We start from the raw sequence: 20,503 nt of genomic DNA on the forward strand, positions 1-20,503 counted from the left end.
AAGCATTTCTGACAGCGCTGTCAGGTAGCCGTCAGCTTTATGTTGGCAATCCAAAGGCAGAATGGTCTCGCTTAAATGAGATTCATGTTCAATTTTCTGAGAAACGGAGCGATCAATGAAAAGACAGAATGCCCCAACAATGCCAGAGCGGCGCAAGCTATTAGTCGCCGGGGCCGGTATTGCCGCCGCCTCGCTGATTCCGCACGTATCAGCGGCGAGCCAATCCTCTCAGGTCGATTCATCCAGACAACCCAGCCAACGCAATGCTGCGCCGGTCAAGCGTAAACTCGGGAGGCTGGAAGTTTCTGCCGTCGGTCTGGGCGTGCAGAACATGAGTCGCAAATACGACACGTCCGTTCCCTGGCGTCCCGAGATGATCAATGTTATCCACCGGGCATTTGATGAAGGGGTAACGTTCTTCGACGCTGCTGAAGCCTACGGCCCGTTTGAAGTCGAAAAAATTCTCGGGGAAGGCGTCGCCCCGTTCAGGGACAAAATCGTTATCGCCACCAAGTTTGGCTGGAACATTGACCAACAGACGGGTAAGCGTCTGCCGGGCCTTAACAGCAGGCCGGAGCATATCAGGCAGGTCGTCGACAATATGCTCAAACGCCTGCGTACCGATCGTATCGATTTACTGTATCAGCACCGGGTTGATCCTCAGATCCCGATCGAAGATGTCGCCGGTGTGGTGAAAGATTTAATGGATCAGGGGAAAGTCCTGCACTGGGGTCTGTCTGAAATGGGCACCAACACGTTGAGACGCGCCCATGCCGCATTACCCGTTACCGCCGTGCAAAGTGAATACTCCATGCTCTGGCGCGGCCCTGAAAAGCAGGTACTCCCGGTATGTGAAGAGCTGGGCATTGGGTTCGTGCCATGGAGTCCACTCGGCGTGCAGTTTTTAACGGGCTGGATTGATGAGAATACCCGGTTGGCTGCCGGTGATTTTCGCGCGACAGAAACGCGTTTCTCGCCTGACAACCTGCCACATAACTTACAGCTGGTTGAACTACTGAAATCCTGGGCAATACGAAAAAATGCCGCACCGGGACAGATTGCGCTGGCATGGCTCCTGGCGCGTAAACCCTGGATTGTTCCCATCCCTGGCACCACCAATAAAGACCATATGCTGCAAAACACAGCGGCTACCGGCGTATCGCTGACTTCCGCTGAGATGACCGAGCTCACCCGCTCACTGGATGCGATCACTATCCAGGGGCAACGTCTGCCGGATGCCGTGCAGGTTTATTCCGATGTTGAAGCACCGTTGAAAAGTTAAGAGGAAGTCCCGTTATGCGCCTGCTGTTAGTCGAAGATGAAGAAAAAACGTCAACCTATCTCTCCCGTGCGCTGGGTGAGTCCGGGTTTACGGTAGATGTCTCTGCAGATGGCGCTGAAGGTCTTCATTACGCACTGGAGTTCGACTACGACGCGATAATACTGGATGTGATGCTGCCGGGAATGGATGGTTACCTGGTACTCGAGGGTGTGCGGGCAGTCAAACAGACCCCGGTGCTGATGCTTTCTGCACGGGGATCGGTCGACGAGCGCGTTAAAGGGCTGCGCCTTGGCGCGGATGATTATCTGCCCAAGCCCTTTTCGCTTATTGAGCTGGTGGCGCGTATTCAGGCACTGGTGCGTCGTCGCTCTACGGATGGCACAGATATCACCCAGCTGCAAATTCACGATCTGCATCTTGACCTGCTGGCTCGCCGGGTATTTCGCGCCGGAACGCGACTGGAGCTAACCGCGAAAGAGTTTTCCCTGCTAAGCCTTCTGGCCCGGCATCAGGGGGAGATCCTGTCAAAGATGATGATTGCGGAACAGATATGGGACATGAATTTTGACAGCGATGCCAACGTGGTTGAAGTGGCCATTAAACGACTTCGGGCCAAAGTGGATGCGCCGTTCGATATCAAACTGCTGCATACCGTTCGTGGCATGGGGTATGTCCTCGAAGTCCGGTCCGAATAAATGAAGGGGATAAGCATGCTTAAGCGTTCCATCTCCGTTCACCTGGCGCTGATGTTTGCCTTATCCGCGCTACTGATTGTTTCCGTTATCGGCATTCTGCTCAGAAGCTCCTTGCATGACTCTTTGCAAAAGCAGATGCACAACGAGCTGCTGTTCCGCGAATCATTAATGAGTCCGTGGATCACCGCACGAACCTCTTCTGACGGCTGGTCACTGCTTGCCAATAAATTTACCGTATTAACCAATTCTGAAGGTGAACGCGTTCGCTACTGGATAGTGAGCGATAACCCACGCTTTAGCATGGGGGGAACACCACCGGTAGGTGTTAAGTGGTCTTCTTTGCGGGAAGGCTTTAATAAAGTGCCCGGCGCATCAGAAGGTGCATGCTCGCTGTTTCTGTTAGTGAAAACGATCCCCGCCAACGGTGAGCGGCCTGAGCTGCGCTATGTGGTTGCCATCGACTCCACGCCGTACATGGGCACACTCGATGCGTTCACGCGGACATTGCTGATCATTACCGCACTGGGCGTCGTGATTGTCGCCTTACTGGGATACGTCGTGTCAAGGATCGGTCTTCGTCCCGTTGGGGCGCTCAGTAAACAGGCCCGGCAACTCGCTCCCGGGGACCATGGTCAGCGCCTGAATACCGAAGCATTACCTGACGAATTACAGCAGTTAGCATCCTCTTTTAATGGCGTGCTGGAACGGCAGGAGGTCGCCTGGCGGCAGCTCGAAAGCTTTAATGCCGATGTTGCGCATGAACTCCGGACTCCGCTGACTAACCTGATTGGCCAGACGCAGCTGGGGCTTTCACGCCGACGCTCGCAGGATGAACTGGAAGAGTTACTGGGCTCCAATCTGGAAGAACTTGAACGCATGACGTCTATCGTTAACGACATGCTGTTCCTTTCCCATGCCCATGCGGGTGAACATGCGTCCCAGCTTACCCAAGTGTCCCTTCGCGAAGAAACCCTGAAAACAGCGGAGTATGTGGAACCCTCTTTTGCTGAAAAACAGCTCTCTCTCGATGTTCAGGGCGACGTCACCGCGCACATCGACCGACGACTGTTCCACCGTTCACTGGCCAATTTACTGGAAAACAGCGCAAGACACTCCCCCTCCAACAGTACGGTTACTGTGCGGTTAAGCGAAACCGGTCATCAAGCCTGTGTTGAATTGTCAAACCCGGGCGATCCAATAGCACCAGAGCACTTACACCGGCTTTTCGAGCGGTTCTATCGCGTTGACACCTCCCGGGCCAGGAGTGATACCCATCATGGACTGGGCCTGTCAATCGTGCGTGCCGTCGCCATTATGCACCGGGGAGATGTCTTTGCCCGTAGTGAAGGTGGCATCAATACTTTTGGCCTCACCTTTGCGCTACAAGCGGATAAAGCGCCAGACAATGCTCAATCCGGTACTGAGCCGGGACCCGGGTTAGCTGACAGAATTGTCAGGGGGGCGTCAGCCTGACGTCATTACCCTCCCGATAAAATCATCGCAGGCAATCCCCTCTTCATTGATAAGGACGCTTTGCATGATCGGACATTTACTTTACCTCGGGCTGTTACTGCCCTTCTTCACATTTTCATCCTGGGCAGCGGAGCAAAATCCCGCTGTCCATATCGCCCCCGCAGGAAGTCAGAATGCGGTGTTCGGGCCAGCCGAGAACTTTACCGGTCGTGTCAGGGTTGATCCTCTCTTCAAACCGGATAACGACATTCCTGTTTCCGGGGCTTATGTCACGTTTGAACCCGGCGCTCGTTCCGCCTGGCATACGCATCCGGCAGGTCAGCGGCTGATTGTGACCTCGGGTGTTGGGCTCACCCAGCAAGAAGGCCAGCCGGTGCAGGTTATCCGCGCCGGTGACGTTGTCTCTTGCCCGGCGGGCGTCAAACACTGGCACGGGGCGGCCCCCGGCAGCGCGATGACGCATCTGGCGATAACCGGGATTGTGGATGGCAAAAGCGTTAACTGGATGGAGAAAGTGACAGATGAACAATACCACGCCCATTAAAACATTAGCGGCAGCGGTACTGCTGACCTTTGGTTTTGGTCTCGCGGCACATGCTGCGCCCGTCAGTAAAGGAGCCTCAGAAATGAACCACGAAAAAAAGGTTTCAGATACGTTGTCAGCCCGCCAACAGGCCATCCCGTTGATTGCGGCATCGATGGCCAGCAGTCAGATGGATAAGCTGAATGCAGCCCTGAATCAGGGACTGGATGCCGGGCTCACGATAAACGAAACCAAAGAGATTCTCGTCCAGCTTTATGCCTATACGGGCTTCCCCCGTAGCCTGAATGCGCTTAATGAACTGATGAAAGTCGTCGAAGTACGTAAACAACGTGGTATCAAAGACGTGGAGGGTAAAGAACCGGTTGCCCCGATCCCTGTCGGGTATGAGCTTCGCCGTGTCGGTACCGCAAACCAGACGAAAATCTCAGGCGCTCCCGTCCAGGGTCCGCTGTTTGATTTTGCCCCGGTCATTAACCAGTTCCTGCAAACGCACCTTTTCGGCGACATTTTCGCCCGCGATAACCTCGACTGGCAAAGCCGCGAGCTGGCAACGGTTGGCGCATTAGCGGCCACGCCGGGCGTCGAATCACAACTGCTGTCGCATACGCGAGCAAGCATGCGGGTCGGCCTGACGGCAGCGCAGCTGCGCCAGCTGGCACAGGTTCTGCGTGAACATGGCGAAAGTGATGCCGCAACGCGAGCTGAAAAGGCGCTGCAACAGGCGCTCGCAAACAATTAGGAGTGGGTTATGGAGCATGATCCCAACCGCAGAATGTTAATCACCGCACTTGCCGGGCTGACGCTGGCGAACGTTTCTTTTGCATCAGCTGCGACCGGAACCGCAAACGTGCAGGGTAAAAGCCGTGTTCTGGTGGCGTACTTTTCCCGCAGCGGAAATACACGGGTGATTGCGGGCGTCATTCACCGCAGCCTGAATACCGATCTGTTTGAAATCGAACCGGCTACGCCTTATCCAGAAGACTATTTTCAGACCGTTGAACAGGCGAAAAATGAGCGTGAGCGAGGTGTAAAACCGGCATTAAAAAATAGCGTTGCAGATATCTCACGCTACGAGACCGTGTATTTAGGCTTTCCGATCTGGGGGACCAGCGTGCCGCCTGTAGTGCAAACATTTCTCAGCAGCCACAACCTTGCGGGCAAATTACTCATCCCCTTCATTACTCACGGTGGCTACGGTAAAGGAGACAGCGACGACATCCTTACCCTTCTCGCCTCAACTGCGCGTCGGGAAAAACCGCTGGTCATTGAATGCGACCAGGAGCGAAGAACCACTGAAGCGGTCACCAGTTGGTTAGAGACAATACGCAGTTAATCGTCCGCATTCATGAGTCTGCCAAATAAGGGCAATCAGGGGTGCTAAATAATTAACGCTGACTACTCAGATATGATTGAACGGCAAACATAACAGAGGATGTAATCTTGAAGACAATCTTAAAAACGCTGGCCATCTGCGTGATGGCGGGTGGCCTGATGGCTCAGTCGGTATACGCCGAGCCGCTGGTCATTCAGGAACAGGGAAGCTTTTCTGCTGGTGGCACTATCATCACCGCGCCAGGAACATTTGACGCGAAAAAGCCGCTGGATTCAGCTGGCCAAACCTATCATGGCGATCATGCCTCAGTGTTCTACCAAATCCCGGAGAATCCGCATAAATACCCTATCGTCATGCTGCACGGCGCAGGTCAGTTCTCCCGTACCTGGGAAAGTACCCCGGATGGTCGCGAAGGGTTCCAGAACATCTTCCTGCGTCGCGGGTTCTCAACTTATCTTGTCGATCAGCCACGTCGGGGCAGCGCCGGGCGCACGACCGTAGAAGGTACTGTTTCGCCAAAACCGGATGAACAGATGTGGTTCAACCAGTTCCGCGTTGGCGTGTGGCCAGAGTATTTTAAGGGCGTTCAGTTCTCTCACGACAAAGAAGCACTGAATCAGTATTTCCGTCAGATGACCCCAAATACCGGGCCGTTTGATATCAATGTCATCTCTGATGCGATGTCCGCCGTCGTGGATAAATCCGGCCCCGCTATCCTCTTCACCCACTCTCAGGGTGGCGGACCAGGCTGGTACACGGCGATGAAAAATGACAAGGTCAAAGCCATTGTCGCCTTTGAGCCCGGCAGCAGCTTTGTCTTCCCGGAAAAAGAACTCCCTGACCCTATGCCAAGTGCGTTCGACACGCTGAAGGGTGAGCCTGTTCCAATGGAGCAGTTTATGGCACTGACCAAAATCCCGATTCTGATTATTTACGGCGATAACATACCGGATAAACCTGTCGCCATGCCCGCGCAGGACAGCTGGCGCGTAAGACTGGCGATGGCCCGTGAGTGGCGTGACGTGGTGAACAAGCATGGCGGGGATGTCACGGTGACGCATCTGCCTGAAGTGGGAATCAAAGGGAATACCCACTTCCCTTTCTCTGATTTAAATAATGTGCAGATTGCTGATTTGGTTAATAAATTTTTGAAGGAAAAAGATCTGCAGTAGGAAGAGCCAATATTGAGTCTTCATTAATGAAGGCTCAATACAAACATCAGTTTTTTCAAAAAATAAAATGGGAACGTGACGGTCTGCTTTGAGCGATTAGCGGACGTTAAAATCATGGCGATAGGGATGTTATGCCACATTAGACATAACATCCCTATCGCCCCATTAGTCGTTTTTCACCATCAAGCTAGACAGGGACTTTCATCCCAAGTCTGAGAAATGAGCACGCCCCCTCACCGAATGACCCAGCAACTTGGACAGCTCCGAGAAACAATTAAAAAGAACTAAAAACAATAAAAAACATGTTTACATGAGTAAGCATTTCAAATATATTTCGGATTAACAAGGTGACACAATGAAAAACAAGGGGTAAACATGAAGGTTCTTATAGATATTGAAGATTCAGTGGTGCGCGAGATTCTTAACCATGCTAATGAAAACGACGAAGACATGGACTTCGAGGACATTGTTTCATCGCTTCTTAGTGATGCTGTTAATAGTAAAAAAACCAAAACTTTAAGCGATGATGAAATCAATGAAGTAATTCATCAGATGATTTCCTTTGCGATACAAAACCGTAAAGAAAACAAGAGTTTCAAAGCAAATGAGTTATATTTTAAAGCCTTAAATGAATCATGGAGCAAACTGAGTCCCTCAACTAGAAAATCTTTGGGTCGTCGGTTCCGCACCACTGCTAACGAACTCTGGGATAAAGCAGCAGAGGGCGAGTTGGTTGTTGAGTTTCAAAACCGTAACATCAACAATGCAGCAGTATACGAGGTCGTAAAAAAAGTTGATTTGTAATTACTAATCAGAGTTCCCGTTACAGAAAGCCGCCAGATAGGGCGGCTTTCTTGTCGCTTGCAATCGTATTGATTTACCATAGCATCTCTTGGCCGCACCCCCGCAGGGGTCTTAAGCGCGTTTCAGCGGCCTCCTATCTGTTTAGAGCACCTTTCTTGTCCGTATCTCGAAAAAACCTCCCTGATGATCCCGGCATGTTTGCATGACTATGCGATAAGATCTGTTCTACGCGGATTAATGAATGCAAATCTTGGAAACGTCCGCTTTTGGCACGAAGCTGACTGAGCTGAAGGTCCGCTTTGAGCGATTAGCGGACGTTAAAATCATGGCGATAGGGATGTTATGCCACATTAGACATAACATCCCTATCGCCCCATTAGTCGTTTTTCACCATCAAGCTAGACAGGGACTTTCATCCCAAGTCTGAGAAATGAGCACGCCCCCTCACCGAATGACCCAGCAACTTGGACAGCTCCGAGAAACAATTAAAAAGAACTAAAAACAATAAAAAACATGTTTACATGAGTAAGCATTTCAAATATATTTCGGATTAACAAGGTGACACAATGAAAAACAAGGGGTAAACATGAAGGTTCTTATAGATATTGAAGATTCAGTGGTGCGCGAGATTCTTAACCATGCTAATGAAAACGACGAAGACATGGACTTCGAGGACATTGTTTCATCGCTTCTTAGTGATGCTGTTAATAGTAAAAAAACCAAAACTTTAAGCGATGATGAAATCAATGAAGTAATTCATCAGATGATTTCCTTTGCGATACAAAACCGTAAAGAAAACAAGAGTTTCAAAGCAAATGAGTTATATTTTAAAGCCTTAAATGAATCATGGAGCAAACTGAGTCCCTCAACTAGAAAATCTTTGGGTCGTCGGTTCCGCACCACTGCTAACGAACTCTGGGATAAAGCAGCAGAGGGCGAGTTGGTTGTTGAGTTTCAAAACCGTAACATCAACAATGCAGCAGTATACGAGGTCGTAAAAAAAGTTGATTTGTAATTACTAATCAGAGTTCCCGTTACAGAAAGCCGCCAGATAGGGCGGCTTTCTTGTCGCTTGCAATCGTATTGATTTACCATAGCATCTCTTGGCCGCACCCCCGCAGGGGTCTTAAGCGCGTTTCAGCGGCCTCCTATCTGTTTAGAGCACCTTTCTTGTCCGTATCTCGAAAAAACCTCCCTGATGATCCCGGCATGTTTGCATGACTATGCGATAAGATCTGTTCTACGCGGATTAATGAATGCAAATCTTGGAAACGTCCGCTTTTGGCACAAAGCCGATCTTCAGCCCTCCCTAAAAATTAATGAACACATCTAATAAACCCTAGCTAATTACCCCATCTAATCGAATAAATCAGTTTGCGTTATGCTTTTCCAACACAACAGCTGAAGGATAACGTCATGCAAACTGTAAAACTGAACAACGGTATTGAAATGCCCCTGCTAGGCTTTGGTGTCTTCCAGATGACGGATGCTGCTGAATGCGAAAGAGCCGTTATTGATGCGATCGATACGGGATACCGCCTGATCGATACCGCTGCGTCTTACCAGAATGAAACTCAGGTCGGGAACGCTCTGAAACAGAGCGGTATCGCGCGTAACGAACTTTTTGTAACGACCAAACTGTGGCTACAGGATACCAATTACGAAGGCGCTAAAGCCCAGTTCGAACGTTCTCTGAATCGGCTGCAACTTGATTACGTCGACCTGTATCTGATTCACCAGCCTTACGGCGATGTCCATGGGGCATGGCGTGCTATGGAAGAACTGCAGCAGGCAGGCAAAATTCGCGCCATTGGCGTCAGCAACTTCCATCCAGACCGACTGGCCGACCTTATCGCCTTTAACAAAGTGGCCCCTGCGGTAAACCAGATTGAAGTAAACCCCTTCAACCAGCAGCTGCATGCTGTTCCGTGGAATCAAAGCCATGGCATTCAGCCGGAAGCCTGGGCACCGTTTGCTGAGGGTAAAAATGGCCTGTTCCAGCATCCCGTGTTAACGGCGATTGGCCAGAAGTACGGCAAAAGCGTGGGTCAGGTTGTGCTGCGTTGGATCTTCCAGCGAGGCATCGTTTCGCTGGCGAAATCGGTGCGCAAAGAACGCATGGAAGAGAACATCAACATTCTCGATTTTGAACTCAGCTCTGAAGATATGCTGCAGATTGCTGCCCTCGACACTGCAACCAGCGCCTTCTTCTCTCACCGCGACCCGGCGATGGTGGAATGGCTGACGGGCCGCAAACTTGATGTTTAAGTCGCGATAAAAGAGGTATTCATTCAATGCAAAAACGTTATCTGGGTAAATCCCGACTTGAAGTATCCGCGCTTGGGCTCGGTTGCATGGGCTTAAGCCACGGCTATGGTCCGGCGACCGATACTCGTCAGGCTATCGAGCTCATTCGCGCAGCGGTTGAACGTGGCGTAACCTTCTTCGATACCGCTGAAGTGTATGGCCCCTTCCTCAATGAAGAAGTTGTCGGCGAAGCCTTAAAACCGTTTCGTGACCGTGTGGTCATTGCCACTAAGTTTGGTTTTACTTTTGGCGACGACAACAAGCAGCAGATTTTAAACAGCCGTCCGGAGCATATCCGTGAAGCTGTGGAAGGATCATTACGCCGTCTTAAGACTGATGTCATTGACCTGCTATATCAACACCGTGTCGATCCGGATGTCCCGATTGAAGATGTTGCGGGTACGGTAAAAGACCTGATAGCTGAAGGCAAAGTTAAACATTTCGGTCTGTCCGAAGCGGGTGCGCAAACCATTCGTCGTGCGCATGCCGTACAACCTGTCACGGCCCTACAAAGCGAATACTCAATGTGGTGGCGCGAGCCTGAGCAGGAGATCCTGCCGTTACTGGAGGAACTGGGTATTGGTTTTGTGCCCTTCAGCCCATTAGGCAAAGGATTCCTGACGGGATCGATTAAGCCAGGAACCACTTTTGGCAAGGATGATTACCGCAGCACCGTGCCGCGTTTCGCCGAGCAGGCGATCGAAGCCAATGAAAAGCTGGTCTCATTGCTGGGTGTACTGGCGGCAGAGAAAGGCGTGACGTCTGCACAAATCGCGCTGGCATGGCTGCTGGCACAAAAGCCGTGGATTGTTCCTATCCCTGGTACCACGAAACTGCACCGGCTGGAGGAAAACCTGGGGGCCGCCGACATCATCCTTTCTCAGGATGACTCGCGACAGATAACCCAGGCGCTTGAAACGATTAAAATCGTCGGCGAACGTTACTCTCCTGAGCACCAGGCCCGCGTAGGCCGTTAATACCCGGACGGGTCCGCTGCAATTGGCGGACCCGTTATTCCTGATAGCGAAGTGCATCGATCATCAGCGCAAAAGCGGGGGGATGCTGCTTGCGGCTCGGGTAGTAGAGGTAATATCCGGGGAAAGATGGGCACCAGTCCTGCAAAACCTGAATAAGCTCTCCTGACTTTATATAATCCTGCACTCTGTCTTCAGGTATACAGGCGATGCCAAAACCGGATAACGCCGCATCAATTCTTTCCGCCTGCAGATTAAACGTTACCTGCCCTTCCACTCTGACCCTTAACGGTTTCCCTTCCTTCTCAAACTCCCAGTGGTAAAGCCCACCGGCTGTCGGCAGGCGCATATTGATACACCGATGATTTTGTAGCTCGTGCGGCGTTTCAGGTGCAGGATTTGCAGCGAAATAAGACGGCGCTCCTACCACGGCCATTCTCATGTCCGGCCCAATTCTTACCGCAATCATGTCCTTATCCACGCTTTCGCCCAGGCGGATCCCGGCGTCAAAACGCCCCTCAACAATATCGACAAAGCCGTTATCAACCACCAGTTCAACATTGATTTCCGGATATTCCCTGAGGAAGGGTTTTAGCTTCGGCCATACCAGACTTCGCACGGCATGCTCCCCGGCAGATAAACGGATATTGCCGGAGGCAGTGCCGTTCAGTTGAACAAGCGATTCCAGCTCCTGCTCAAGATCGGCAATACGCGGTTCAAGGCAGGCAATAATTCTCTCACCGGCCTCTGTAGGGGCAACGCTTCGGGTCGTGCGGGTCAGAAGGCGGATATTCAGCCTTTCCTCCAGGGCCTTCATCGCGTGGCTGAGTGCAGATTGAGAAACGCCCAGTTTGCCCGCTGCTTTGGTAAAACTTCGCTCCCTTGCCACCACAAGAAAGATTTGCAGTTCGTTGAAATTTTCTTTGAGCATCGGCGATTTCCTTATGGAGGCATTCCCTTCATCGCACACTCATGAAGGGTGTTCATAGACACAATCATTTTAGCCCCATTACTGACATTAATGATAATTGATATTCTGACCGTATCGAAAATAAGTCTGAATTATCAGTAGGTTTATCATGAGAATACTCGTTGCAGGGGCGACAGGAAGTATTGGCCTTCATGTCGTCAATACCGCTATCAAAATGGGCCATCAGCCTGTAGCGCTGATTCGAAATAAGCGCAAAGTGAAATCGCTTCCTCGGGGAACAGATATTTTTTACGGCGATGTTTCATTACCTGAAACACTCACCGAATTACCGAAAGATATTGATGCCATCATCTTCACTCTCGGTTCCGATGGTCAGGGTCGTATTGGTGCCAGGGCGATAGATTATGGCGGAGTGCGCAATATTTTACGAATATTCAGGGATGTATCTGTTCGTATCAGCCTGATGACCACGATTGGCGTGACTGAACGACTCAGCACCTGGAATCAACGCACTGAGGTTCATGACTGGAAAAGACGTGCCGAGCGTCTGGTCAGGGCCACTGGTCACCCCTATACCATCGTCAGGCCCGGCTGGTTTGATTACAACAATGATGATGAACACCGAATCGTTATGCTTCAGGGAGATCGTCGCCATGCAGGAACACCGGAAGATGGTGTGATATCCCGGGAGCAAATCGCCCAGGTTCTGGTCAGTGCCCTGACCCACGACGAGGCAAAAAATAAAACGTTCGAGCTGGTGGCTGAACGAGGTGAAGCACAGCAGGATCTTAACCCACTGTTTGCAGACCTGCAGGCTGATGATCCACAAAAAAATGATGGGATTCTGGACATAGACAATATGCCGCTACGTGAAGAACCTGACTGCATTTTTAACGAGCTGAACCTGTATTCAAAAAAATAACCAATCTACAACCCTGACAATTTTGTCATATAGCGGTCAGTCTCATGACAGCTTAAGTCTGTATATTTGAATACTCAGATGGAGGAAGTTACTCCTGATACAAATCCAGTTTCAAGCATATTGTTAAAGAGGTACTAGATATGAAAGCAAGACTTATTACTACATTGGTCATGGGATTTATTTCAGTGAATGCCGCATCTGCCGCTCAGGAAATTAACCACGCAGTTGGGAAAGAAAAGATGGGTGTAGTCTCAGCCAGCAATGCCTATACGCTTGATGAGTTATCGGATGTTCTTTCTCGTAAGGCTGATGAGCAAGGGGCAACATCATTCAAAATCCTGTCGACAACGGGGGATAACAGGCTACACGGGGTTGCTGAAATCTATAAGTAAATCAGTAACATCCCGAACAGAATATGTCACAACCCTCTTAAAGTGAGCGTCGTTCTATGTTCAGAACAGAAGACATTATCGATGAGATAATTCAATGGATTGATTCAAACTTACATAAACCGCTGAAGATAGAGGATGTTGCTGCGCGGGCAGTATACTCTAAGTGGCATCTTCAGCGGATTTTTTTGCAGGTAAAAGAAGTTAGCCTTGGGAAGTATATTAAAGATAAAAAGCTTAGACTTGCGGCGAAAGATCTTATTGAAACTAATGAACCAGTGATGGGCATAGTCTATAAATATTACCAAGGGGGGGGTATTACGAAAATTGAAGGCCTTTTACTCCAAACTTTTCTGGCCCAGAACGAAGTTTATAGCCTGCTGTACAAGGCTATAATATTCAACTGTTACACAATACCCTTCAGTTACTGCACATTAGCAGAATAAATCAGAATCTGATGTTTATACAAACCACATATATCAATACAAATTCATATTTGCGAGACTAGTATTCCCATTTTTTAATTGTGGATAATTTCACTCAAAGAACAATATATGTTGTATTCAGACAGACCCAAGACTGAGTAAAATTTATCTTACAACAGCTTACAACCAAATACATTAATAATAACAACCGTCAAATAAACTGTTTAATATTTATAAAACCAAGCTGGAAACATAAAATAATGGCTCACACTCAAAAAGCTGAGCCATTATTAATTATCATTCAGGCAGGGAAGAAACCTTTTCTACCATTTGAGCCAGACATTCCTACGAATTCAGTATATTTTAGCTTTTCTTTTTGTAACGGAGATGGCTCTTCATTTTCAAGAACTATTATCTGGCCTAATGTAGTTTCGTTTCCTAGCCAGGAATAGAAACGTTCTTTGACACTTTCATCTAAAAGCTCTTCATCTTCATTATCAACTGAATGCTTTGGATCTTTATAAGTAACTACAGGTGAATCAATAATCAGAAAACCTGGATGAGGGTATCCATTCTTAATTGCCCGATCCATTAGACAAATCATGAAAGCAGTTAAGAAAATCCCTCTTTTACCTTTACCGAAAGATACGCGTTGACGATGATTTATCAAAATATCAGAAAATTCATCATTGAAAGAAATGCTATTTACCCCAGGCACCTGCCATTCAGATAATAAAAAAATTATATCTTGGCATAAAGCAGTACTACTTACTGATAAATCCCTAATGACTTTATGCTTAGTTCTTTTTGTTTTCTTTGCTACCTCAGCGAGACGGACGCTTAAACTATCTAATTTTTCCATCGATTTAATAAATAATGTTAGTTCGCTTTTTTTTTCTGACAAAAGATCAAACCCAAATCTGTCAATCGGTTCTACTGGTTTCATTAATAATTTTTTCTTCGCTACAACATCACTAATCATTTCCATTATAAGATTTTTTTCATTAGCTAAAAAACTTATGTCGCTTCGAATTTCGCTAACAGCATCCAGAAGACCGGATTGAAGGCTTCTAATTTTCACAATTTCAGATTCAGATGCTGAACAAAGAACTGAAAAATCCAAATTATTACTATCATTACCAATTTGATTTTGTAATGGAGTCGAGCACAACGGGCAAGATTTTATTTCAAAACTTGGTACAATTGCAGCTGCTTTCTTAAGTACTTCTAATCTAGAAATATCATTTGAATACTTTTCATTCAAAAGATCAAAGCGAGATAGTGATTCATTGAATGCTATTATTTCACTATCTATTCTACTCTTTTCTTTTTCAAGAAAAATCTCTTGCGTTCTTATTTGAATCAATTCCTCACTCAAGTCCTTCACTACTCCATTAACTCTTTTAATTTCAGAATCAATTTTTCTTAAGGAATCTTCAAGTTCGCTTCTAACCAAATTTTCAGGCAACTCTTTTTTGAGGGTATCAATTTGCTCTTCAATAGCAGCGGCGTGACCTTTAGCTTTATTAATCTCATCCGTTGATAAAGGTAAAATAATATTAGAATCATCGTTACCGGATAGAACCAAAGCCATACTTGCCGCATTTCTAGTCTTTAAGTTTGTATCTGTGCCAACGAAAGCATCATTGTCTAATGTTCTTATCTCATCAAAAATTGAAATAAATCGTATGTCGCCTGCAGTGAAATTACCCTTTACTCCACGCTTAGTTAAAATTAGCTTACCATCAGCATTACTCCATTTAACTAACAATGAAGACAAGTCTTCATTCAGTTTATTATGCTGTGAGCTTGGTATTATATCAGTAAATCCACGATATACATTTTGCTCATTACTCACTAAGTCTCTGAATATAGTAAACTCTTCTTTTTCATTAACTTTAATCTGTAATGAAAGTGTTGAATAACCCTCAGAAAAACCAATATCTTTTGGCTTATCCCTTCCACCCAAACAATAACGAAAACACTCTACAATATACGACTTTCCTGTATCAGTCGGCCCAAATATCAAATGAGACTCACAGTTGAATAAGATAGTGGCTTTTTCTTTCTTTATTCCAGATGCTGTGAGTTTGAATATTTTAATTGTCATAAATAATTCCATTTCACTTCTGAAGAGGAAAACTCCGCACCCCAAGCCAAGCTTTTCTTATCAAATAAGGATGAGAGTTCGCTTACACTTAAATCTCCAAAATGTCTCGAGACCCATTCGCAAGACAAAAGTAGCTGTGATGCATAACTACCTCCAATAAGTCCCACTAGTGCAGGTCCATTTTCACCAACAGAATAATAGATACCCGAAGGGTCATAAGTAACATCAATAAAAGATCTTGCTGACATTAGATAAAGGCCATGCTCAATAACATCTCTTTTGCATATATACTCCCCCCCTCTCATTGGAACAGGAGTATGTAAACTTGTTGGGCCACCTAAATCCTCAGAATATACAGCTGCATATTCAAGATATACTAACTTTTGCAAATCAGCCTTTCTTGGATATAGCGAAAGCAAAAGAAAAACCATTCGAACCCCTATTTCAAATGGCGAATTAAATAAATTATTCATCCTCATCCTCCTCAACCCAACATAATGTTCTATTATTAGCTAGGTGATGGCATGTTCCTTGGAGATCTCCGGCTTGTAACCGTGCATGTAGAGGGTTAGAAGTAACCTGAAGGGCATTAGCCACCTTTTGAACCTCTGTAATTTTTTCAACACCATGTGTATAAGGAAGCGATTCTACTGAACCTATTCCTGTATTGACTTGGTCTAGCAGGTCCTCAAATGCTCCTGGAATCTTATCCCTGCTAAATCTATTCAACCCCTCGGCAGAATAGAAGAGAATCCTTTGCTGAGAGAAATGCTTATTATAAATTTTTGGTATTTCACTAATCGATAAAACTTCTTTCTGCTGTGCACTACCATAGGCTTTACATAATTTTTTTATATAGTTTTGCTCTTGAATTTCCGGCTCGTTAGGAACTTCGGGGTTATCTCCTCGCGGACCTAAGATGCCAAAAACTTCCCAGTGCTTATCAGTTCTAGAATGTATATCAATCAATTCGCTTGGAGTTTTTATCTTTATAATATCAAAAGGAAACTTCTCTATGAACAACTCTAATTCAGGGGTCATATCTTTCTTAAAGGTTTTAAAGTCTCCTTTTTTATTTTCCCACTCTTTTAAAATCCAAGTTTTTAGTGTTTCACCATTTAATGAAATAGGATTAGTGACTAAATCGTAGAGTTTGGGCCCAATTCTAAGTGCACAGATAAAATAATTTTTTGGTTGTGTGTATTGTTTTGAAAAAACATAAAACAAAAATTTTGCAAGATCAGGAGCAAACGTGCTCGGCGATAATGTATCTTCATAATGTTTGGCTTGGTAAAGATCCCAAGAACAGAATTCAGTCTTTTCCTGTGTGTTACCACAAACATCACGCCCTTTATCTCCGGCACCACCAATACGATGTACCTGTGTATACACTCCTTCTTTAGCAAGTTGATACACAGACTGCAGGATAAAATTTTCCCAATCATCCTCATTCATAAGCAACAATCTTTGCTCTGGTGTTGGAAGCGATGGTCCTCTATGGTAAGCAATGCTCATGATCATCCCTCGTAGACAGCCAATACGTTGTTTCGCCTGATCTTTAACCCAGCACGGATAATGACTTTAAAAACACTCATTTTCGCTAATTTTGATACACATAGTTTTATTTACAAAAGTCATTCAATTATCTCAGTTAAACATGATTTTAAGAACTAGATACTTATCAATTTGTTATGTCAGTACAGATTAATAGTAAAAAGTCATTTTGACTGTAAGAAAAGCATTACAACACAATCGTATGAAAAGAGACATGGTAGTTACCATGCCTCAATCCATTGATATTTAATACTTTATCGAAAAAAAACTATGATGTCCAACGGTCGAAAACCAGCAAAGTGAACGATTTGTATTAGATTTTGTAGCCTGACAGCATTGCGGAATTTAAATCAATAATGAGATCGCTATACCACTGCATCATCTCCCTACGTCCTTCCAGATACAACGCATGGTTGTACGTCCCACGAATCGCGTTCTTATCGACATGCGCAAGCTGGGTTTCAATCCACGCTGTATTGAACCCTTCCTCATGCAAAATCGTACTCATCGTGTGGCGGAAACCATGCCCCGTTACCTTCCCCGTGTATCCAATCCGCTTGAACACCTGATTTATACTCGCTTCGCTCATCGTTTTACGCGGGTCATTCCTTCCTGGAAACACAAGAGGATATTGCCCAGACATCACTTTGAGTTGCTGTACGATTTCCAGCGCTTGGGTAGAGAGGGGCACCAGATGAGGCCGTTTCATCTTCATACGCTCTGCAGGTATTTCCCACACCGCTTTTTCAAGATCAAACTCACTCCAGAAAGCACCTCGAAGCTCGCCGGTGCGAACTCCCGTAAGGATCAGCAAACGTGCGGCAAGAACAACCAGCGGGCTGCCTGTATAGCCAGAAAGAGCTTTAAAGAAGTCTGGTAACTCCTCAACGGTAAGGAAGGGATAATGCTTCGATTCATGCCCTGACATCGCGCTGGTAAGATCCGCTGCAGGATTATATTCCGCACGGCCAGTCACGATGGCGTAACGAAAGACTTCGCTGCAGCGCTGGCGAACTTTCTTGGCCTTCTCTGTCGCGCCACGGCTTTCCATTCGACGCAGCACATTAAGCAGAACCAGCGGTTTGATTTCATTCACCGGCTGTTGACCAATATAGGGGAAAATATCTTTATTGAAAGCTTCGATAATGTCCGAGGCATAACCTTCTGACCACCGGCTCACCTTCGTTCCGTGCCATTCAAGCGCCACAGACTGGAACGTGTTGTTGAGCTGCACATCCCGAACCAGCTTTTCTTCTTTCTTTGCGAAAGACGGATCGATACCCTCGGCCAGCTTTTTCTTGGCTTCATCACGCAGTGCCCTCGCTTGTGCAAGGGACACTGCCGGATAGACCCCAAAAGCCATACGCTTCTCTTTTCCATTGAAGCGATATTTCATCCGCCAGTATCGGGAACCAGAGGGAACGACTTCAAGATACAAACCAGCACCATCTGCCAGCTTATAGGCTTTCTCTCTGGGTTTAGCTGCATCTACCTGCCGCGCATTTAGCTTCATTGGGGGCATCTCCCTGGACCGAACACAGAATGCCCCCACTTATGCCCCCAACTATAACTTGATTCCGGTTGAGTCCAGTTGATAACAGGAGATAAGATACGGGCTTGAATCCGCAGTATACGGGCTTTAAGTTGATTTCGGTAGACTTGGGAAGAGTTTGAAATGGTGCCGATAATAGGAGTCGAACCTACGACCTTCGCATTACGAATGCGCTGCTCTACCAACTGAGCTATATCGGCCCTGAGAGGCCGGTTACGAACGTAACCACGGGGCAAAAGCCTAGATCTAACCTCGCGATGCGTCAATAGCCTTATGCACCGAACGGCTATTTTTGCATCGTTTCCCTGCGCGCTTACCGCTTCTGCCGGGCGCAGTCAACCGCCGACACGGCTTGTCTTAGATTTGCTGCAAAAGAGGCGTAGAATAATAATACGCCCTCCCCCTAAATAATTGCTTTACTCTTTTTGGTCTATTTTTGTTATTAAACATGAAGCTATGTAAATTATTCAAAATAGTCCCATAAGCTTGTTACGATTGTATATAGTTTATAACAAATCCACCTGGAATGATTAAAAGGAATTATCATGAAAGATGTCTATTTGCTGAACAATCATGTTTATTTTAATGCGGCCGCTGGCTTGCTCTCAACTTCACTCTGCTTTTCCAGTAAAGTCTCACTTAGCAGGCCCGCAACTAACTGTCTTAAGCTGCTGATTACCAGGCAGGGCGATCTCTGTGCCTACCCTTACCTGAGCCGTAAGATATGGGGCGACAGGGGGAAGTGGATTACTAATAACACACTGCACCAACATATTTACCAGCTCCGTAATAGCCTTAAAAAAGCGGGAATCCAGGAAGAGGCTATCATTACCGTTCCACGAAAAGGTTTTCAGCTTTGCCCGCATTTTTCCGCCTTACCCATCGATGAAATCCCGCCTGTAACTGATAACGAAACTACAACGTCGACGGGGCCAGATAATCAATCCGGCATCACGTTGTCATTACGCTTTTTTTATACGCTGCTTATATCTAATGCAATATTGATGCTTATTCTTATCGCCATACTTATTCATAATTAATCGTAAAGTTTGCCGTCGCGTTGGCTTCTCCGGCCTGAATACGGCTTTCCGTCTGCACATAGCGGGCCGTAAAGCCGTAGCTGTTGACGCCGCTGCTGGTGGTGCCCAGGGAGAGCGCCTGACCCAGCGTTACCGTATTCTGTCCATACAGCAGCTCCAGGCCCACCCCCTTCGCCGTGGTGGAGGCATCTGAATTATCCAGCGGCAGTACCGTTCCGCCAGAGGTCGAGACGCCGGTAAATGTCACCGTCGGCTTGATGCTGGAGTCGCAATCCATATCCAGCGAAAAAGGCTTGCTCCCGGCGCTGCTACCCACGCCGGTGAAATGCGAGACGTGAACCTCTCCCAGCGGCACTGTCGGGGTGTTATTGATTAGCGAGCAGCTTTTGACGTTTACGACAAAGCTATTGAGCATGATATCGACAAAATTTACCCCATCAGAGGTTCGCCAGCGGGCTAATAATCCTGCTGGCACTACGCCGCCCTGGGATATTCTGCCCGCCTGATACAGATAGACGGTGGCATTCCCAATATCAACCCAGCGGCCGGATCCGCTGTTGATGGTGCTTGCCAGACGGCTGTAGCTCCCTCCCGCAGTAGTCGGAAACAGGATACCCGTCGCCGTGCCGGGGGTATAAACAATATACATATAGAGGTTGGGTATCCCCGTCTCTATATAGCCGGTATTACCCGGGGAGTAGCCTGCCCGCACGGTATAGGCGCTGTCGGTGATCATCAGGTTTTCTCCGCCGTTGCAGGCGGCGATACGCTGCGACCCGGTGATGCCCATCGCCGATGCCATAGTCGCATTGCTTATTGCCCGCGTCTGTTTTTGCGTACCGGCGCTGACGCCGGGATCGAACGTCTCTGTCGAAAAGGAGATAGAGACGCTCCCTGCCTTCGCCCCGTTTTGCAGGGTACAGGTGGCCCGCACGCTGGTGGCGCTAACGCTCAGCCCCGCCAGTGCCGCGTATAAAGCCCATTTTCTCATCATCA

Annotated in this window: 21 protein-coding genes and 1 tRNA gene; 15 read left to right on the plus strand and 7 right to left on the minus strand. The window is 47.4% G+C overall.

Annotation, left to right across the window (positions count from 1 at the left end):
* Positions 1–115: 115 nt before the first annotated feature.
* The 11 genes from LG383_RS14480 (at position 116) to LG383_RS14530 (ending at position 10,587) form a co-directional block, all read left to right on the plus strand.
* Positions 116–1,282, plus strand: coding sequence for an aldo/keto reductase (locus LG383_RS14480; protein ID WP_225759451.1), 1,167 nt, complete (start codon positions 116–118; stop codon positions 1,280–1,282).
* 14 nt (positions 1,283–1,296) lie between these two features.
* Positions 1,297–1,977, plus strand: coding sequence for a heavy metal response regulator transcription factor (locus LG383_RS14485; protein ID WP_225759452.1), 681 nt, complete (start codon positions 1,297–1,299; stop codon positions 1,975–1,977).
* A 15-nt stretch (positions 1,978–1,992) separates the two neighbouring features.
* On the plus strand, positions 1,993–3,450 hold the full coding sequence (locus LG383_RS14490; protein WP_225759453.1) for a heavy metal sensor histidine kinase: 1,458 nt from the start codon (positions 1,993–1,995) through the stop codon (positions 3,448–3,450).
* Positions 3,451–3,514: 64 nt separating this feature from the next.
* Positions 3,515–3,994, plus strand: a complete 480-nt coding sequence (locus LG383_RS14495) for a cupin domain-containing protein (protein WP_225759454.1) — start codon at positions 3,515–3,517, stop codon at positions 3,992–3,994.
* Positions 3,972–4,733, plus strand: coding sequence for a carboxymuconolactone decarboxylase family protein (locus LG383_RS14500; protein WP_225759455.1), 762 nt, complete (start codon positions 3,972–3,974; stop codon positions 4,731–4,733). Before LG383_RS14495 ends, LG383_RS14500 begins: the two co-directional genes overlap by 23 nt.
* 9 nt (positions 4,734–4,742) lie before the next feature.
* Entirely contained in the window at positions 4,743–5,327 is a 585-nt protein-coding gene (locus LG383_RS14505; RefSeq protein ID WP_225759456.1) for a flavodoxin, read from the plus strand.
* A gap of 107 nt (positions 5,328–5,434) precedes the next feature.
* Positions 5,435–6,499, plus strand: a complete 1,065-nt coding sequence (locus LG383_RS14510; protein WP_225759457.1) for an alpha/beta fold hydrolase — start codon at positions 5,435–5,437, stop codon at positions 6,497–6,499.
* 375 nt (positions 6,500–6,874) lie between these two features.
* The gene (locus LG383_RS14515) at positions 6,875–7,303 is read left to right on the plus strand and encodes a hypothetical protein (RefSeq protein ID WP_225758889.1); all 429 of its coding nucleotides are present in this window, start codon (positions 6,875–6,877) and stop codon (positions 7,301–7,303) included.
* Between the two features lie 586 nt (positions 7,304–7,889).
* Entirely contained in the window at positions 7,890–8,318 is a 429-nt protein-coding gene (locus LG383_RS14520) for a hypothetical protein (RefSeq protein WP_225758889.1), read from the plus strand.
* 401 nt (positions 8,319–8,719) lie between these two features.
* Positions 8,720–9,571 (plus strand): aldo/keto reductase, encoded by an 852-nt coding sequence (locus LG383_RS14525; RefSeq protein ID WP_014226777.1) that lies wholly within the window; start codon positions 8,720–8,722, stop codon positions 9,569–9,571.
* 26 nt (positions 9,572–9,597) lie between these two features.
* Positions 9,598–10,587, plus strand: a complete 990-nt coding sequence (locus LG383_RS14530) for an aldo/keto reductase (protein WP_225759458.1) — start codon at positions 9,598–9,600, stop codon at positions 10,585–10,587.
* 34 nt (positions 10,588–10,621) lie between these two features.
* On the opposite strand, the gene LG383_RS14535 is transcribed toward LG383_RS14530, so the two are convergent.
* Positions 10,622–11,515 carry a LysR family transcriptional regulator gene (locus LG383_RS14535; protein WP_016243455.1) on the minus strand — a complete coding sequence of 298 codons (894 nt, stop codon included), beginning with the start codon at positions 11,513–11,515 and terminating at the stop codon, positions 10,622–10,624.
* A gap of 148 nt (positions 11,516–11,663) precedes the next feature.
* On the opposite strand from LG383_RS14535, the gene LG383_RS14540 reads away from it, so the two are divergent.
* The 3 genes from LG383_RS14540 (at position 11,664) to LG383_RS14550 (ending at position 13,272) form a co-directional block, all read left to right on the plus strand.
* The gene (locus LG383_RS14540) at positions 11,664–12,437 is read left to right on the plus strand and encodes an SDR family oxidoreductase (protein ID WP_225759459.1); all 774 of its coding nucleotides are present in this window, start codon (positions 11,664–11,666) and stop codon (positions 12,435–12,437) included.
* 140 nt (positions 12,438–12,577) lie between these two features.
* Complete coding sequence (locus tag LG383_RS14545) at positions 12,578–12,829, plus strand: DUF1471 domain-containing protein (RefSeq protein WP_225759460.1); 252 nt, start codon at positions 12,578–12,580, stop codon at positions 12,827–12,829.
* Between the two features lie 56 nt (positions 12,830–12,885).
* Positions 12,886–13,272 carry a hypothetical protein gene (locus tag LG383_RS14550; protein ID WP_225759461.1) on the plus strand — a complete coding sequence of 129 codons (387 nt, stop codon included), beginning with the start codon at positions 12,886–12,888 and terminating at the stop codon, positions 13,270–13,272.
* 280 nt (positions 13,273–13,552) lie between these two features.
* On the opposite strand, the gene LG383_RS14555 is transcribed toward LG383_RS14550, so the two are convergent.
* The 5 genes from LG383_RS14555 to LG383_RS14575 all read right to left on the minus strand — a co-directional run bounded on the left by LG383_RS14555 (position 13,553) and on the right by LG383_RS14575 (position 18,667).
* Positions 13,553–15,361, minus strand: coding sequence for a hypothetical protein (locus LG383_RS14555; protein ID WP_225759462.1), 1,809 nt, complete (start codon positions 15,359–15,361; stop codon positions 13,553–13,555).
* Positions 15,358–15,834: an ABC-three component system middle component 2 gene (locus tag LG383_RS14560; RefSeq protein ID WP_225759463.1), complete on the minus strand. Its 477-nt coding sequence runs from the start codon at positions 15,832–15,834 to the stop codon at positions 15,358–15,360. Before LG383_RS14560 ends, LG383_RS14555 begins: the two co-directional genes overlap by 4 nt.
* A complete protein-coding gene (locus tag LG383_RS14565) occupies positions 15,827–16,876 on the minus strand; it encodes an ABC-three component system protein (RefSeq protein WP_225759464.1) in 1,050 nt (349 codons plus the stop codon). Before LG383_RS14565 ends, LG383_RS14560 begins: the two co-directional genes overlap by 8 nt.
* 352 nt (positions 16,877–17,228) lie before the next feature.
* On the minus strand, positions 17,229–18,428 hold the full coding sequence (locus LG383_RS14570; protein WP_225759465.1) for an integrase arm-type DNA-binding domain-containing protein: 1,200 nt from the start codon (positions 18,426–18,428) through the stop codon (positions 17,229–17,231).
* Positions 18,429–18,591: 163 nt separating this feature from the next.
* Positions 18,592–18,667, minus strand: a tRNA-Thr gene (locus tag LG383_RS14575).
* A 345-nt stretch (positions 18,668–19,012) separates the two neighbouring features.
* Between LG383_RS14575 and LG383_RS14580 the strand changes: the two genes are divergently transcribed.
* Positions 19,013–19,507, plus strand: coding sequence for a winged helix-turn-helix domain-containing protein (locus LG383_RS14580; protein WP_225759466.1), 495 nt, complete (start codon positions 19,013–19,015; stop codon positions 19,505–19,507).
* Here LG383_RS14580 and LG383_RS14585 read toward each other — a convergent pair.
* A complete protein-coding gene (locus tag LG383_RS14585; protein WP_225759467.1) occupies positions 19,494–20,498 on the minus strand; it encodes a fimbrial protein in 1,005 nt (334 codons plus the stop codon). The genes LG383_RS14580 and LG383_RS14585 overlap by 14 nt on opposite strands.
* Positions 20,499–20,503: the final 5 nt, after the last annotated feature.

Origin of the sequence: Leclercia sp. Marseille-Q4284 (assembly GCF_916618945.1) — a bacterium.
In the GTDB taxonomy this organism is placed as follows: Bacteria; Pseudomonadota; Gammaproteobacteria; order Enterobacterales; family Enterobacteriaceae; genus Enterobacter; species Enterobacter tamurae.